Raw genomic sequence first — 13,553 nt, 5'->3', positions numbered from 1 at the left:
GTGATCCTCCGTCCAGGAACGCTCTTCCGGAGGGAGCACGCAATGACGAGGGTCGTCCGTCACCCTCCCGGCAAAGTGCGGCCCCCCGACGCGCCGATGGCCACGCTGGAGCTGAGACGCGCGGCGAGCAGGATCAGACACGCACTGCTGCGCGACTGGCACGCCCTGACGATCCGGCTCGAGGCCCGCCGCGGCACCACGCGCCCGAGGAAGTGGCGCAGATGGCTGTCCTACACCAACGCGACGCGCGTGGTCTGGCTGATCGCCCTGTTCGCGGTGCTCGCCTGGTGCGCGGAGGGCGTGTACATCCTCGTCTCCCAGCACACCACCGCCTTCGAGACCTGGAACGACAACGACGGCTTCGACACCATCGTCCGCTTCGTCGGCCCCGTCCTCACCGCCTCCATCGCCGCCGCCCTCTTCCTGTTCTGGTGGTACCGCTGGACCAAGCGGCGCTACCTCACCAAGGCCCGTGAGCAGCCGCGCAGACTCGTGCCCACCGCGGGCCCGGACAGCGAGCGGATCGTCGGCCGCGAGCAGATCGCCGAGGTCATCGCGGAACGGCTGCGGGAGCGCGACACACGGCGGCCCTATCTGCTCGTCGGCGGCGTCGGCGTGGGCAAGACCGCCGTCCTGGTACGGCTCACCGAGATGCTCGCCCGGCAGCACGCCGTGCCGGTGCCGATCCGGCTGCGGGACTCTCTCGACGGGGCCGAGCTGAACTTCGAGCAGCTGGCCCGGCGCCGCTTCGCCGAGGAGGCGCCGCACGGCGTGCTGGCCCGCACCAAGACCGACCGGGTCTGGCAGCAGCTGCTCGCCGACGACAAGCTCGTCGTCATCGCCGACGGACTGGAGGAGGCCCTCCTCGACGACGACCTCCAGCAGAACCGGGACAACGTCATCCGCCGGGCCATCGAGCGCGCCCACCGGGAGAAACTGCCCCTGGTCATCGCCTCCCGGCCGCACAGCCCGCTGGAGAGCACCTCCGCCGCGATCGTGGAGCTGGAGCCGCTCAGTGAGGAGGAGGCGCTGCTCTTCGTCGATGCGGACATCCCGGAGACGGACGCGCGGCGGCTGGACTGGATCGTGGAGACGGCCGAGATGACGGAGTCGCCGATCTACCTCCAGATCGCCCGCGAACTGCACCGCCACGGCGCCCTGGAACGCGACCGCCCGCGCAACGACCCCGACCGGCTGGACACCCGCAGCTGGGACCGCAGCATGCTGCGCCTGTGGCTGCTCCAGACCTGGGAGCACACCCTGTGCGAGGGCAGACTGCGTCAGGACGTCGCCCTCTCCCCGCACGAGCGCCGGGACACCGTGGAGGTGGTCTCCGCCCTGGCCTGCCTCGGCCTGCTCCAGGACAAGCTGGAGGTCGGCCTCGCCGAGCTGATCGACCGCAACGCCCACCTCGGCACCGGCCGCCGCGCGCGGGCCCAGGCCGAGCGGATGTGGAACGGGCGGCACAGGTTCGACCGGTACGGCAGCAACGGCAACGTCTTCACCGAGTGGCACCGGCAGCGCATCTGGGACGCGCTGTGCGAGCGGCTCAGCGACGAGAACGCCAGACGGCTGCGCGAGGGGGACGTGAACCAGTGCCGGGCGCTGCTCGCCCGCCTGACCGGCGACGCGATCAGGCTCCGGCTGGTGGAGGGCTTCGAGCGCAAGGTGCGCTTCCCGCACAGCATCATGCAGGCCTACTTCGGCTACCGCGTCCTCAACCACCTCGGCGAGCGCGGCGCCGCCCGGCTGGCCGAGCAGGCGCTGCAGCCGCCCGGCCCCAGCCGTGAGCTGCTCATCGCGCTGGTGCTCCAGTCCCGGCGGCGGGCGGCGGACCTGTCGGTCGAGGGCGGCAGTGTGCGCGCCGAGGCGAAGAAGCGGATGAAGGAACAGGTGCGGCAGGCGCCGGTGACCCCGCGCACCCTCACCCAGCGCCTGTGCGCCGCCGCCGACCGGCGCACCGACGACCCCAAGTCCCTCGACCTGTACGCGGCGGCCCTGGAGATCGAGAGCGTGGAGGACGACCCCGCCCTGCTGAAGGACATCGTCGGCAAGGTCCGCAAGCACTGGAGCGGCATCAGGGGCGACCAGCGCACCCTGGAGGAGGCGAAACGGGCCGTCATCAAACAGCTCGGCGCGGCCCTGCGGGCCACCGGCGACCGGATCGACACCACGCCGCTGTACGAGCGGCTCTTCGAGATCGGCGTCTCGGAACCCTCGTACTCCATCAGGATGTCCGCCGCCCAGGAGTTCGGCGCCGGCGGCAACGCGGCGTTCGCCGTGATCCGCAGCCGGGTCGGCCTGCGGAGCGACCCCGTCCAGGAGTACGCCGCGCGGGTCGCCGGGCTGAAGGCGCGCAAGCGTCAGGACTTCGAGGTGTGGGTGCGGGAGATGGCGCGGGCGCGAGCCCTGCGCACCACCTCGCCGGCGGCCTCCTGCGAGCGCATCGCCGAGCTCCAGCGCGCACGTCAGCGGCTCACCCGCCGCCACCGGCAGCAACGGGTCGAACTGCTCCGCGAGTTCGTGATGCGCGCGTGGATGGTCCCGATGCTGCTGGGCTCCGTCGACGACTCCCACCGCGACGAGGCCCGGGAGCGTCTGACCCGATGGCTGCGCCACCTCGACCCGAACGCCACCGGCGGCACCCCCGATCTGCCGCTCGCCCTGGAATCCGCGCTGGCACAGGGGTTCAAGTACGCGGCGAACCGGCGCAAACGCCACCCGGCCACCTACCCGGGCGCCCGGGCCGACCTGATCCGCACGGCCGAGACCGTGCTCCAGCAGTCCCGGTGCTGGTACGCGCAGCTCAGCCTGCTCCAGGCGCTGTGCCTGTGGGAGCTGCCGGACAGCGTCGGCCGCCATGAGCGCGGGCGCGCGTCCTCGGCGGGGCCGGGCGAGGACGGGGACGGCATGTCCGAGGCGCCCCGGGCGATCGGCGACACACACGCCGTCCAGACCGTGAAGCGCTGGCTGTCCATGGCGGGCACGGTGAACCGGCCGCCCGGCAGGGCCGGGCCGGACGACGACGCGCACCGGCGTCACCTGCACCCGTTCGTGGCCGAGGCGGGCGATCTGGTGGCCCTCGCGCTGGAGACCGGCCAGCCCGAGCGGTTTGTGTGGATCGACGAGAAGGGGGTCGCCGACACCATCGGCTCCCGCATCGACGACCGCGGGGCCTACCGCAAGCACTCCCTGTGGATTCCGCCCTCGGTCGGCTGGAGCACCCTGGACCCGCGCGCCCAGCGGCTCGTCGCCGACGTACTGGTGATGCTGAACCTCGTGGAGCGGGACGGGACGCCCGACGAGGTCGAGGAGCGGATGGCCCGTGCCGAGCAGCCGGGGATGCCCCTGCCGCCGTGCATCCGCACCAACCGCTCGCCGCTGCGGCCGGATCTTCGGGTGGGCACCGCAGTCCCGCCCGCGCCGGGCAGCGCGTGCCTGCCCGACTGCAAGTTCCAGCTCTGCCCGTATCCGCCGCGGGGCGGGGTGCCCCGGGGGGAGATCCGTGAGCCGTTCTGCCGGCAGCAGCAGGCGCTGCTGCCGGGGCGGGTGCGGCGGTACCTGCCGCGGGCGTTCCGGCGCAAGACGCCGGCCTGGGTGGGGATGCGGGTGGGGGAGCTGGACCGGTTCTGGGACGCGATGGCCCTGCGGACACGCGACTAGCGGGCCGCCGTTGCGCTGAGGCCGGCGGCCCGCTGTCCGATGTCCGTTGTCCGATGTCCGTTGTCCGTTGTGCTGCTCGTGCGGTTCCCGCGCCCCTTCGGGGCGCGCCCTCAGTGGGCGTCGAGCGGCAGTTCCTGCTTCACGCCCGGGTCGCCGGCGTCGGCCGTGTAGTCCCCCGGGCGGGTCTCGTCGATGCCCTCGGGGGCCTTCGCCGCCTTCAGCACGAAGGTGAGGATCACCGTGACGGCCACGTTGAGCACGAACGCCGTCAGGCCGATGTAGCCGATCTCGCCGATCCCCGGGATCTCCTTCGCCGAGCCGCCGAAGTGCTTCTGGGTCGGGGAGGCGACGCCGTACGCGGCGACGGTGCCGTAGAGCATGCCGACCGCCCAGCCGGCCAGGAGCGCCCAGCGGTGGAACCAGCGGGTGAAGAGGCCGCCGACCAGGGCGGGGAAGGTCTGCAGGATCCAGATGCCGCCCAGCAGCTGGAAGTTGATCGCCACCGTCTTGTCCATGGTGAGGACGAAGACCAGGGCACCCACCTTCACCAGCAGGGACACCAGCTTGGACACGCGCGTCTCGTCGGCGGCCGTCGCGTCCGGCTTGATGAAGTCCTTGTAGATGTTGCGGGTGAACAGGTTCGCCGCCGCGATGGACATGATCGCCGCGGGGACCAGGGCGCCGATGCCGATCGCCGCGAAGGCGATGCCCGCGAACCAGTCGGGGAACATGTCCTCGAACAGCTGCGGGATGGCCAGCTGGCCGTTCTGCACCTTGACGCCGGCCGCGATCGCCATGAACCCGAGGAGCGCCAGCAGGCCCAGCATCAGGGAGTACAGCGGCAGGATCGTGGTGTTGCGGCGGATCACGTCACGGCTCTTGGAGGAGAGCGTCGCGGTGATCGAGTGCGGGTACATGAACAGGGCGAGCGCGGAGCCCAACGCCAGCGTCGCGTACGTCCATTGGCCCGCCTCGGCCGGCACCAGCGCGCCGCGTGGCTTGCCGGTGGCCGGGTTGGTCTGGCCGAACGCCTCGGAGGCCTTGGTGAAGATGTCGTCGAAGCCGCCCAGCTTGATCGGGATGTAGATGATCGCCACCGCGATGACGAGGTAGATCAGCGTGTCCTTGACGAACGCGATCAGGGCCGGGGCGCGCAGACCCGAGGAGTAGGTGTACGCCGCCAGCACGCCGAAGGCGATCAGCAGCGGCAGGTCCTTGACGAACCAGTTGGTGTCCTCACCGCCGCCCACGCCCATCACGTCCAGCACCGCCTGGATGCCGACGAGCTGGAGCGCGATGTACGGCATGGTCGCGAGGATGCCGGTGACCGCGACGGCCAGCGACAGGCCCTTGGAGCCGAAGCGGCCGCGCACGAAGTCGGAGGTCGTCACATAGCCGTGCTTGTGGGACACCGACCACAGGCGGGGCAGGAAGGTGAAGATCAGCGGGTAGACCAGGATGGTGTACGGCACCGCGAAGAAGCCGGCCGCGCCGGCCGCGTAGATCGCCGCCGGCACCGCCACGAACGTATAGGCCGTGTAGAGGTCGCCGCCGAGCAGGAACCAGGTGATCCAGGTGCCGAAGGACCGGCCGCCCAGGCCCCATTCGTCCAGGCTGTGCTCGTTCTCGGCCTTGCGCCAGCGCGCGGCCAGGAAGCCCATGACCGTGACGGCCAGGAAGAAGAAGATGAAGACGGCGAGCGCGACGCCGTTGACCCCGTCGTTCACCTGGAGCCTCCCCGGCGGGCGCGCTGGTCACGCTGCCACAGCTTGTACGCGATCATCGTCAGCGCGGTCGAGATGACGACCCAGGCCATCTGGTACCAGTAGAAGAACGGGATGCCCGCGAAGGACGGGTCGGTCTTTGCGTACGAGCCGACCCACAGCATCGCGACGAACGGTGCGACGAGGCAGAGGCCGATGACGACGCGCACAGGCGTCACCACCGGCCCTCTGTCCACTTCAGGAGCTTGCGACATCGGCGACTCCGTCCCCTCACTGATCACCTGCGTAATGGGCTGGCAATCTAGGTCACGGTGTCGCGCGTGCGGAACCCCTCGTCCGTATATCGGCACCGGCTTTACAAAGTCGCTACCCGGCGGGGTGCTCGGACCGCTATTCGGCGGGGCGCTTCAGCCTGGCCACGAACTTGTAGCGGTCGCCCCGGTACACCGAGCGCACCCACTCCACCGGCTTGCCCTCGCGGTCCAGGGAGTGCCGGGACAGCATCAGCATCGGCAGGCCCACGTCGGTGCCGAGCAGGCCCGCCTCGCGCGGCGTGGCCAGCGAGGTCTCGATGGTCTCCTCGGCCTCGGCGAGATGGACGTCGTACACCTCGGCGAGGGCGGTGTAGAGGGACGTGTACTTGACCAGCGAGCGGCGCAGGGCGGGGAAGCGCTTTGCGGACAGATGCGTGGTCTCGATGGCCATGGGCTCGCCGTTGGCCATGCGCAGCCGCTCGATGCGCAGCACCCGGCCGCCCGCGGTGATGTCGAGCAGGTCGGCGAGCCGGTCGTCGGCGGTGATGTAGCCGATGTCGAGCAGCTGGGAGGTGGGCTCCAGGCCCTGGGCGCGCATGTCCTCGGTGTAGGAGGTCAGTTGCAGCGCCTGGGAGACCTTGGGCTTGGCGACGAACGTGCCCTTGCCCTGGATGCGTTCCAGCCGGCCCTCGACGACCAGTTCCTGAAGGGCCTGGCGCACGGTGGTGCGGGAGGTGTCGAACTCGGCGGCCAGCGTGCGCTCGGGCGGGACGGGCGTGCCGGGCGGCAGCGTCTCCGTCATGTCGAGCAGGTGCTTCTTCAGGCGGTAGTACTTGGGCACGCGCGCGGTACGGACGGTCGCCCCACCCTCGTTCTCCGCACTGCTGACGTCGGTGCTCATGCTCTGCCTTCCCGGCTCCGGGTGCCGAAGCGACCGACATCCCATCGGCCGCGGCTCACATCGTGGCACGGCTTCGTGGGTGGGTGACCTGTGTGGGTGTCCTCCGCACGCTCCGTGATCTCTCTGTATACCGGCGGGGCCCCCGTTGGTCTAGTCCAGCGCGCCGCTCGGGGGCGGTGGTCCAGTGGCAGTGGTCCGTCCGTTTGGTCGCTTGCGGAATGAAAGGTCCCTGCATATCTCGGTCCCATCACGGACGCCAACAGCCCGCTTGAACACCCTTGACAGCCCTATTGGTCTGGGCCAAGCTCCCCGTACTGGTCTACACCATTGGTCCAGGTCCCGGCCCCACGGACGATTCGCACGGCGTTGACGCCAACACCCGGGGGGACGAGGGGGGTTTGTGGCATCCCTGAGGAGGGTGGCGTGAAGCGCAAGCTGGTAGCCGCGATCGGTATCGCGGGCATGATGTTCTCCATCGCGGCGTGCGGGGACAGCGACGACAAGGGCAGCGACGGCGGCAAGGGCGGGGACGTCAAGGAGCTGACCGTCTGGCTGACCGTCGACGCGCAGAACAACTGGCCCGAGCTGGTGAAGGCCGCCGACGACGCGGTCGCCGAGAAGCACCCCGGCATCAAGATCAAGCACGAGTACTACGGCTGGCCGGACAAGAACGCCAAGCTCGACGCCGTCCTCGCCACGGACAAGGCCCCCGACGTCGTCGAGATGGGCAACACCGAGATGCTCCCGTACGTCGTCAAGGGCGCGTTCGCCCCGGTCGACCCGGCGAAGTTCGACCAGTCCGACGCCTGGCTCGACGGCCTCAAGGACTCGGTGACGTACGAGGGCAAGACCTACGGCGTGCCGTACTACGCGGGCACCCGCGTCGGCAACTACCGCAAGGACGTCTTCGCCGAGGTCGGCGTCAAGGCCGCCCCGAAGACCTACGCCGAGCTCACCGCCGCCCTGGACAAGGTGCAGAAGAAGCAGGGCGACAAGTTCAGCGCCTGGTACCAGCCCTCCCGCGACTGGTATGCGGCCATGTCCTTCGTCTACGACGCCGGCGGCTCCATCGCCAAGGAGGAGGGCGGCCAGTGGAAGGGCAACCTCTCCTCGCCGGAGTCCCTCAAGGGCCTGAACGAGTTCAAGAAGGTCCTCGACACCTACATGCACGGTGACAAGACCAAGGACGAGGCCGACCGTTACATCGTCTACGGCCAGGGCAAGTCCGGCATGATCTTCGCCCCGGCGTGGGAGGGCGGCAGCGCCGCGGACCCGAAGAACGACAAGACCGGCAAGCTCAAGGGCAACGTCGAGAACTTCGTCATGCCCGGCCCGTCCGGCAAGAACCTCCCGGTCTTCCTGGGCGGTTCGGACCTCGCCGTCCCGGTGAAGTCCGACGCGCAGGACGTCGCCGCCGAGTGGATCAACGCCTTCACCGGCACCACCGGCCAGAAGGGCCTGGTGGCCAAGGGCAACCTGCCCAACAACAAGAACGACCTCGCCCCCCTGAAGAACGACCCGGCGACCGCCGTCCCGGCCACCGCCGCCGAGTCCAACTGGTTCGTCCCCATGGCCCCCGGCTGGGGCCAGGTCGAGAAGGCCCAGGTCCTGCAGACCATGCTGCAGTCCATCGGCACCGGCAAGAAGTCGGTCGAGGCCGCCGCGAAGGACGCGGACGCCGCGATCGACAAGGTCATCAACACCAAGTGACCTGAGGCGGGGCTCCGTTGCAGGCGGAGCCCCGCCGTCTTTCCGTACGCCACGTACGCCACGTACGCCACGTACGCCACGTAGGCCATGTGCACCCCGTACGACCGGTACGACCTGAGGGACCCGCTGAGGAGCGCGCGATGAGTGCCGACACGACCACCCCTGCCAAGGTGCCGCCGCCGCGGCAGGCACCGCCGCCGGCCGCGCCCGACCGGCCCCGCGCGAAACGGACGTACGGCCCGGCCGCCACCGCCTGGCTGCTGCTCGCGCCCTGCCTGCTGATCCTCGCCCTGGTCATGGGCTATCCGCTGGTCCGCCTGGTCACCCTCTCCTTCCAGAAGTTCGGCCAGCCCCAGCTGTGGGGCTTCCAGCCCGCCGAGTCGGTCGGCTTCGAGAACTTCACCAAGGTCCTCGGCGACAGCGAGTTCTGGACCGTCGTCCTGCGCACGGTGCTCTTCGCGGCCGGCGCGGTGATCTTCACGATGGTCATCGGCATGCTGATCGCCCTGCTGCTCCAGCGCGTCTCCGGCTGGGTGAAGACCCTCATCAACATCGCGCTCGTGGCCAGCTGGGGCATGCCCGTCATCGTCGCGACCACCGTCTTCAAGTGGCTCTTCGACGCCGACTACGGCATCCTCAACGCCGTCCTGAGCAAGCTGCCCGGCGTCGACCTGATCGGCCACAACTGGTTCGCCAGCGGCACCCAGGGCCTCACCGTGATCATGCTCCTGGTCGTCTGGGGCGCCGTGCCCTTCGTGGTGATCACCCTCAGCGCCGGACTCACCCAGGTCCCCAAGGAGCTGGAGGAGGCCGCCCGTCTCGACGGAGCCGGCGCCTGGGGCGTCTTCCGGTACGTCACCCTGCCCATCCTCAAGCCGATCATCGTGATGCTCACGACCCTGTCGGTCATCTGGGACATGGGCGTCTTCCCGCAGGTCTTCGTGATGCGCAACGGCCATCCCGAGCCGGAGTTCCAGATCCTCAACACCTACTCCTACGACCGCGCCTTCGTGGTCAACGACTACGCCCAGGGCGCGGCGATCGCCCTGATCACCGTGGTGCTGCTGCTGGGTGTGGTGGCCGTGTACATGCGTCAGATGCTGAAGATCGGAGAGGTCGAATGAGCGCGACCGCTGTGAAGGGCCCCTCGAAGTCCGAGGGCCGCCGCCCGGGGCGCTCCAAGCTCGGCTGGAACCTCGTCGGCCTGTTCGTCTTCGCCGTCACCGGCTTCCCCGTCTACTGGATGCTCAACACGGCGTTCAAGCCCGCCAAGGACGCCATCGACCCCGACCCGAGCCTGTTCCCTACGGGCCTGACGCTGTCCAACTTCGACCGCGCCCTGGACATCGCCGACTTCTGGGGCCCGGTCGGGCGCAGCCTCGTGGTCTCCGTGGTCGTGGTCCTGATCGGCATCGCGATCGGCCTGCTCGCCGCGCTGGCCATCTCGCGGTTCGCCTTCCGCGGCCGCAAGATCGTGATCGTCGGCATCCTCGCGGTGCAGATGGTCCCGCTGGTCGCCATGATCATCCCGGTCTTCCTGCTGCTGAACGACCTGGGCCAGTACGACAAGCTCACCGGCCTGATCATCACCTATCTGACCTTCGTCCTCCCGTTCACGGTGTGGACCCTGCGCGGCTTCATCGTCAACATCCCCAAGGAGCTGGAGGAGGCCGCGATGGTCGACGGCTGCTCCCGCACCGGCGCCTTCGTCCGCGTCGTCTTCCCGCTCCTCGCCCCGGGCCTGGTCGCCACCTCCGTCTACGGCTTCATCCAGGCCTGGAACGAGTACCTCTACGCCCTGATGCTGCTCAGCCAGCAGAACCAGACCGCGACCGTCTGGCTCGGCAACTTCACCACCAAGCACGGCACCGAGTACGCCCCGATGATGGCCGGCGCCACCCTCATGGCCGTGCCGATCGTCGTCCTCTTCCTCCTCGTCCAGCGCAAGATGGCCGCGGGCCTGACCGCCGGCGCCGTGAAGGGATAACGCCATCCGATGACGACATTCGCCAGCGGCACACCCGCGTCCCACGCGAGAGACGGCCTGACCCGGGACGCGCTGACCGTCCTCCAGCCCGGCTTCCCCGGCACCACCGCCCCCGACTGGCTGCTGCGCCGCCTCGGCGAGGGCCTCGCCTCCGTCGGCCTGTTCGGCCGCAACATCGCCTCGCCCGAGCAACTGGCCGCGCTCACCGCCCAGCTGCGCGCCGAGCGGGACGACGTGCTCGTCGCGATCGACGAGGAGGGCGGTGACGTGACCCGCCTCGAGGTGCGGACGGGGTCCAGCTTCCCCGGCAACAACGCCCTCGGCGCCGTGGACGACGTCGCCCTCACCCGCGAGGTCGCCCACGAGCTGGGCCGCCGCCTCGCCGCCTGCGGGGTCAACTTCGACTGGGCCCCGTCCGCCGATGTCAACTCCAACGCCGACAACCCGGTGATCGGCGTCCGCTCCTTCGGCGCCGACCCGGCCCTGGTCGCCCGGCACACCGCCGCCTACGTCGAGGGCCTGCAGTCGGCCGGGGTCGCCGCCTGCACCAAGCACTTCCCCGGGCACGGCGACACCAACGTCGACTCCCACCACGCCCTGCCCCGCATCGACGTGGACGCCGACGTCCTGGCCGAGCGCGAACTCGCCCCGTTCCGCGCGGCGATCGCCGCCGGCACCCGCGCGGTGATGAGCGCCCACATCCTGGTCCCCGCCCTGGACCCGGAGCACCCGGCGACCCTCTCCCACCGCATCCTCACCGGCCTGCTGCGCGGCGAGCTCGGCTACGACGGCCTCATCGTCACCGACGGCATGGAGATGCAGGCCATCGCCTCCACCTACGGCATCGAACGCGGCAGCGTCCTCGCCCTCGCCGCCGGCGCCGACGCCATCTGCGTGGGCGGCGGCCTCAACGACGACGAGACCGTCCGCCGGCTGCGCGACGCCCTCGTCAGTGCCGTCCGCGCCGGCGAACTCCCCGAGGAACGCCTCGCCGACGCGGCCGAGCGCGTACGGAAGCTGGCCCGCTGGACGGCGGCGGGCGCCGGCGGGGCCGCCGCGGGCGCCGACCCCGAGGTCGGACTGCGCGCCGCCCGCCGCGCCCTGCGCGTCACCGGCACGGCCGGCTTCACGCCCCTCACACAGGCGCCCTACGTCGCCACCCTCACCCCCGTCGCCAACATCGCGGTCGGTGACGAGACCCCCTGGGGCGTGGCCGCGGAACTCTCCGCCCTCCTGCCCGGCACCGGGCAGGGCACCCACACCGGTGACGACGCGGGCCGTGCCGCCCTGGAGGCGGCGGGGGAGCGGCGGATCGTCGCCGTGGTCCGCGACGAGCACCGGCACCCGTGGATGGGCGCCGCCCTCGACACCCTCCTGCGGGAACGCCCCGACACGATCGTGGTCGAGATGGGCCTGCCCCAGGCCCCCGCCCGGGGCGCCCTGCACATCGCCACCCACGGTGCGGCCCGCGTCTGCGGCAGGGCGGCGGCGGAGGTCATCGCGGGGGCATAGACCCTATGACGTGAAAGGCGCCGGTCTCCAAGGAGACCGGCGCCTTCGTGTGCCCCGAACCCGGCGGACGAGACGGCTAGATCCCCTGCCACTCCGGCTTGTCGGCGAACGTGTGCCGGAAGTAGTCCGCCAGCTTCAGCTTGGCAGCGGCGGCCTCGTCGACGACCACCGTGGCATGCGGATGCAACTGCAGCGCGGAAGCCGGGCACACCGCGGCGACAGGCCCCTCCACGGTCGCCGCGACGGCATCGGCCTTGCCCTCCCCGGTGGCCAGCAGGACGAGGTGCCGGGCCTCCAGGATCGTGCCGATCCCCTGCGTGATCACGTGGTGCGGCACCTGCTCGATGTCCCCGTCGAAGAAGCGCGCGTTGTCCACCCGCGTCTGCTCGGTCAGCGTCTTGATCCGGGTCCGCGAGGCCAGCGAGGAGCACGGCTCGTTGAAGCCGATGTGCCCGTCCGTGCCGATCCCGAGCAGCTGGAGGTCGACCCCGCCGGCCTCGGCGAGCGCGCGGTCGTACGCCTCGCAGGCCGCCTGGACGTCCGACGCCGTGCCGTCCGGGCCCATGAAGGCGTCCATGGGGACGCCCAGCGGCTCCAGCACCTCGCGGCGCAGCACCGAGCGGTAGGACTCGGGGTGGTCGGCGGGCAGCCCGACGTACTCGTCGAGCTGGGCGATCCTCGCCCGGGAGGCGTCCACGGCGCCGGAGCGGACCTTCGCGGTGAGCGCCTGGTAGATGGGCAGCGGGGTCGAGCCGGTCGCCACGCCCAGCAGGGCGTCGGGCTTGCGGCGCAGCAGCTGCGCCATGGCCTCGGCTATGAGTTCGCCGCCGGCCTCGGCATCCGGAACGATGACAACTTCCACGCTGGGCCTGCCGTTCTGGAGAGGGGACTCGAAGGCACCCGGAGGGGCATGTGGTTTAGACCAATCTAACAGAGCGGGGCCTTCCCTCTCCATGAAAAGCCCTGGGTCACCGGCGCGCGTGCCGACGCCGATCCGGGCCGTCGCCCCCCGGTTCCGGGCCGCCTCGCGTCACGGCATCGAGCCTCCCGTGGCGTCCAGCCAGTGCCCCGTCACCCAGCGGCCGTCGTCCGAGACGAGGAAGGCCACCGCGTCGGCGATGTCCGCGGGCGTGCCGACCCGGCCCAGCGCCGAGAACGCGGCGGCGCCCTGCCGCGCCTCGTCGCTCGCGCGCAGCCAGCCGGCGTTGACGTCGGTGTCGACGATGCCGGGTGCGACGGAGTTCACGGTGATGCCGCGGGGGCCCAGCACCTTCGCGAGGTCCCGGGTGAAGACGTCGAGCGCGCCCTTGGTCATGGCGTAGGCCATCACCTGCGGCATCAGGGCCGTCCGGGACAGGCCGGAGGATATGTTCACGATCCGCCCGCCGTCCCGCAGCCGGGTCAGGCCCTGCTGGACGAGGAAGTGCGGCGCCCGCACATTGACCGCGAAGAGGCGGTCGAACTCCGCCTCGTCGACCTCCTCGAAGGGGCGCGCCGTGCCGATCCCGGCGTTGTTCACCAGGATGTCCAGCCCGTCCGCGTGCCGGTCGAACTCCTGCCACAGCGCCGCCGCGTCCCCGGGCCGGCCCAGCTCGGCGCCGATCGCGAAGGCCGAGCCGCCGGCCTCCTCGATCGCGGCGACCGTCTCCTCGGCCGCCGTCTCGTTGCTGCCGTAGTGCACGGCGACCCGTGCCCCGTCGCGTGCCAGGCGCTCGGCGACGCCCCGTCCGATCCCCCTGCTCGCCCCCGTGACGAGTGCGGTCCTGCCCGCGAGCACGCCCATGAGCGCGCCCCCTTTCGTG

The 13,553-nt window shown here is 70.8% G+C and carries 10 protein-coding genes; 5 read left to right on the top strand and 5 right to left on the bottom strand.

Annotated features, from left to right (window positions below; translation table 11 throughout):
- Positions 1-42: 42 nt before the first annotated feature.
- On the top strand, positions 43-3,663 hold the full coding sequence (locus tag ACIGXJ_RS16290; protein ID WP_399645213.1) for an NACHT domain-containing protein: 3,621 nt from the start codon (positions 43-45) through the stop codon (positions 3,661-3,663).
- A gap of 110 nt (positions 3,664-3,773) precedes the next feature.
- Here ACIGXJ_RS16290 and mctP read toward each other — a convergent pair whose 3' ends face one another.
- From mctP to ACIGXJ_RS16275, 3 genes are all read right to left on the bottom strand, one after another.
- The gene (gene mctP / locus ACIGXJ_RS16285) at positions 3,774-5,390 is read right to left on the bottom strand and encodes a monocarboxylate uptake permease MctP (RefSeq protein ID WP_399645211.1); all 1,617 of its coding nucleotides are present in this window, start codon (positions 5,388-5,390) and stop codon (positions 3,774-3,776) included.
- Positions 5,387-5,641, bottom strand: a complete 255-nt coding sequence (locus ACIGXJ_RS16280; RefSeq protein ID WP_399645209.1) for a DUF3311 domain-containing protein — start codon at positions 5,639-5,641, stop codon at positions 5,387-5,389. Before ACIGXJ_RS16280 ends, mctP begins: the two co-directional genes overlap by 4 nt.
- 136 nt (positions 5,642-5,777) lie before the next feature.
- On the bottom strand, positions 5,778-6,542 hold the full coding sequence (locus ACIGXJ_RS16275) for a GntR family transcriptional regulator (protein ID WP_399645207.1): 765 nt from the start codon (positions 6,540-6,542) through the stop codon (positions 5,778-5,780).
- A gap of 423 nt (positions 6,543-6,965) precedes the next feature.
- Here ACIGXJ_RS16275 and ACIGXJ_RS16270 point away from each other — a divergent pair, with 423 nt between their 5' ends.
- From ACIGXJ_RS16270 to ACIGXJ_RS16255, 4 genes are all read left to right on the top strand, one after another.
- A complete protein-coding gene (locus tag ACIGXJ_RS16270) occupies positions 6,966-8,252 on the top strand; it encodes an extracellular solute-binding protein (RefSeq protein WP_399645205.1) in 1,287 nt (428 codons plus the stop codon).
- Positions 8,253-8,392: 140 nt separating this feature from the next.
- On the top strand, positions 8,393-9,376 hold the full coding sequence (locus tag ACIGXJ_RS16265) for a carbohydrate ABC transporter permease (protein ID WP_399645203.1): 984 nt from the start codon (positions 8,393-8,395) through the stop codon (positions 9,374-9,376).
- Positions 9,373-10,239 carry a carbohydrate ABC transporter permease gene (locus ACIGXJ_RS16260; protein WP_399645201.1) on the top strand — a complete coding sequence of 289 codons (867 nt, stop codon included), beginning with the start codon at positions 9,373-9,375 and terminating at the stop codon, positions 10,237-10,239. The genes ACIGXJ_RS16265 and ACIGXJ_RS16260 overlap by 4 nt, the downstream gene beginning before the upstream one ends.
- Positions 10,240-10,248: 9 nt before the next feature.
- Positions 10,249-11,751 carry a glycoside hydrolase family 3 protein gene (locus tag ACIGXJ_RS16255; RefSeq protein ID WP_399645198.1) on the top strand — a complete coding sequence of 501 codons (1,503 nt, stop codon included), beginning with the start codon at positions 10,249-10,251 and terminating at the stop codon, positions 11,749-11,751.
- Positions 11,752-11,827: 76 nt separating this feature from the next.
- On the opposite strand, the gene nagB is transcribed toward ACIGXJ_RS16255, so the two are convergent.
- Together nagB and ACIGXJ_RS16245 are read right to left on the bottom strand one after the other, a co-directional pair.
- Positions 11,828-12,613: a glucosamine-6-phosphate deaminase gene (gene nagB, locus ACIGXJ_RS16250; protein ID WP_399645196.1), complete on the bottom strand. Its 786-nt coding sequence runs from the start codon at positions 12,611-12,613 to the stop codon at positions 11,828-11,830.
- A gap of 168 nt (positions 12,614-12,781) precedes the next feature.
- Entirely contained in the window at positions 12,782-13,534 is a 753-nt protein-coding gene (locus ACIGXJ_RS16245) for an SDR family oxidoreductase (protein WP_399645194.1), read from the bottom strand.
- Positions 13,535-13,553: the final 19 nt, after the last annotated feature.

This window comes from Streptomyces sp. NPDC053367 (genome assembly GCF_044545925.1).
Taxonomy (GTDB): Bacteria; Actinomycetota; Actinomycetes; order Streptomycetales; family Streptomycetaceae; genus Streptomyces.
This window is presented reverse-complemented; position numbering and strand designations above follow the sequence as displayed.

Excerpts from the sequence above, each read along its gene's own strand:
- ACIGXJ_RS16255 (WP_399645198.1), top strand. The coding sequence starts at position 10,249 with ATGACGACATTCGCCAGCGGCACACCCGCGTCCCACGCGAGAGACGGC.
- ACIGXJ_RS16290 (WP_399645213.1), top strand. The coding sequence starts at position 43 with ATGACGAGGGTCGTCCGTCACCCTCCCGGCAAAGTGCGGCCCCCCGAC.
- ACIGXJ_RS16280 (WP_399645209.1), bottom strand. The coding sequence starts at position 5,641 with ATGTCGCAAGCTCCTGAAGTGGACAGAGGGCCGGTGGTGACGCCTGTG.
- ACIGXJ_RS16245 (WP_399645194.1), bottom strand. The coding sequence starts at position 13,534 with ATGGGCGTGCTCGCGGGCAGGACCGCACTCGTCACGGGGGCGAGCAGG.
- ACIGXJ_RS16265 (WP_399645203.1), top strand. The coding sequence starts at position 8,393 with ATGAGTGCCGACACGACCACCCCTGCCAAGGTGCCGCCGCCGCGGCAG.
- ACIGXJ_RS16260 (WP_399645201.1), top strand. The coding sequence starts at position 9,373 with ATGAGCGCGACCGCTGTGAAGGGCCCCTCGAAGTCCGAGGGCCGCCGC.
- ACIGXJ_RS16275 (WP_399645207.1), bottom strand. The coding sequence starts at position 6,542 with ATGAGCACCGACGTCAGCAGTGCGGAGAACGAGGGTGGGGCGACCGTC.